The organism is Geminicoccus flavidas (genome assembly GCF_009806515.1).
GTDB lineage: Bacteria > Pseudomonadota > Alphaproteobacteria > Geminicoccales > Geminicoccaceae > Geminicoccus > Geminicoccus flavidus.
The window spans coordinates 1-2,047 of record NZ_WUJP01001012.1; the positions used below are offsets into that span (position 1 = coordinate 1).

Sequence of the window (2,047 nt, forward strand, 5' to 3'; positions counted from 1 at the left end):
CGGGGCGCGACCCAGCTCGCCTGGTGGGCCGGGAGATGGAGGTACGCGGCTGGCCGTTCTTCGCCAGCGGCCCCATGTTGGAGCTGCGTCATCCACTGGAACTCGAGCCGATGCCATGAAGCGGATCCTCCTTTCGCTCCTGATCAGCGCCGCGCTGGCCGGCTGTACCCAAGTCCGCAACCCGGCGACCGGCGAGCTGCAGTACACGACCCTGTCCCAGCAGGACGAGCTGCGCCTGGGTGCGCAGGAGCATCCGAAGGTCCTGGCCGAGTTCGGCGACGCCTATGAAGGCCATCGGGCCGCCGCCTATGTCACGGAAGTCGGCCGACGGCTGGTGGCGGTGAGCGAGCTGCCCGAGCAGCAGTTCACCTTCACGCTGCTGAACAGCCCGGTGGTCAATGCCTTCGCCCTGCCGGGCGGCTATGTGTACGTGACCCGCGGGCTCCTGGCGCTGGCTGCCGACGAGGCCGAGCTGGCCGGGGTGATCGCCCACGAAATCGGCCACGTCACCGGCCGGCACACGGCGCAGCGGCACACCCAGTCGGCGGCCGCGCAGGGCACCGGCATGCTCGGCGTGCTGCTGGGCGGCCTGTTCGCCGGCGAGGCCGGGGCGAGGGCGGCCGCGCAGCTCGCCCAGGCCGCAGCCCCGGCCTGGGTGATGAGCTATTCGCGCGAGCAGGAGTTCGAGGCCGACGAACTGGGCATCCGCTACCTGACCCGGGCCGGCTACGACCCCCGGGCCATGGCGAGCTTCCTCGGCCGCCTGCAGGGCCAGGCGCAGCTGGAGGCACGGCGGACCGGCCGCTCGGCCGAGGCCGAGCAGAACATCTATGCCAGCCATCCACGCACGCTCGACCGGGTCGCCCGCGCGGCGGAGGCCGCCGCGGCGCAGGCGGGCGGGCCGGGCCAGCGCAACCGTGCAGCCTATCTGGCCGCGGTGGACGGCATGCGCTACGGCGGCGATCCGGCCCATGGCCTGGTGATCGGCCGGAGCTTCGTCCAACCGGCCATGGGTTTCCGCTTCGACGCGCCGGAAGGCTTCACCCTCTTCAACTCGCCGAGCCGGGTGATCGGCCGCTCGGCCGACGGTGCGGTGATGGTGTTCGATGCGGACCAGCGGCAGACGGCGGACGTGGCGAGCTATCTGCAGCGGCAATGGCCGGGGCAGGGGGCGACCCGGGCGGTATGGCCAGGCCGGGTGGATGGGCATGATGCGGCGACTGGCCTGGCGGTGGGCCGGATCGGCAACCAGGTCCGCCAGGTGCTGGTGGGGGCGATCGATGCGGGGGAAGACCGGGTCTGGCGCTTCCAGTTTGTGACGCAGCAGCTCGACCAGCGCAGTGCCGGCGCCTACCAAGCGGCAGTGGAGTCGTTCCGCTTCCTGTCGCCCGCCGAGGCGGCACGCTATCCCGGGCAGATGATCCGGGTCCACGAGGTGCGGCCGGGCGAGCGACTGGAGACGCTCATGCCCGGTGCCAGCCCCGACCTGCTGGCCGATGTCCGCCTGATCAACGGCCTGCCGCTGGAGGGCGGCCAGCCGGAAGCTGGCCGTACGATCAAGCTGATCGTCCCGGCCACCGGCGGCACGCCCGTGGCCGAGGCAGGGGGCGGGACCGGGTGATCAGTTGATCAGCTTGGCGTCGAATCCGTCGGGCCCGGAGCATAGGAGGGTCGGCTTGCCGCGCAGGATGCAGCGCAGCCAGACCTTGCCGCCCCACAAATGGCGCAGGTGCCCCAGCGTCTTCTCGGCGTGGGTCACCTCCAGGTCGCGCCCCTCGTGCTCGTGGACCAGATAGAGGCCGCGCGCCCCGCCATAGTCGGCGTCGTGGATCTTGATGGTCGGCATCGAGGCGGTGCCGGTCTGGCGGATCAGCTTAGCCTTGATGTCCTCCCAGCCCTCCTCGGCCACCTCGTCGACCACGTAGTGCTCGCCACGCTGGGCGTAGGAGAACATGTCGATCTCGCGCATGGTCTCGGCGTCGAGGAAGCGGCGCAGGAACGAGGTGTCCCGGTCGCTCTCGCGGACCTCGAACATCTTCTTGCGCCC

At 71.2% G+C, this 2,047-nt stretch carries 2 protein-coding genes; one reads left to right on the forward strand and one right to left on the reverse strand.

Going from position 1 to position 2,047, the window contains the following annotated elements; all coding sequences use genetic code 11:
• Window positions 1-115: 115 nt before the first annotated feature.
• The gene (locus tag EQG76_RS28775) at window positions 116-1,621 is read left to right on the forward strand and encodes a M48 family metalloprotease (protein WP_159718621.1); all 1,506 of its coding nucleotides are present in this window, start codon (window positions 116-118) and stop codon (window positions 1,619-1,621) included.
• Here EQG76_RS28775 and EQG76_RS28780 read toward each other — a convergent pair.
• Window positions 1,622-2,047: SpoVR family protein (locus tag EQG76_RS28780; RefSeq protein WP_200841213.1), on the reverse strand; the 426-nt coding region annotated here is incomplete at its 5' end.

What these genes read in the sequence shown, in the direction of transcription:
- EQG76_RS28775 (WP_159718621.1), top strand. Translation starts at nt 116, where the DNA reads ATGAAGCGGATCCTCCTTTCGCTCCTGATCAGCGCCGCGCTGGCCGGC.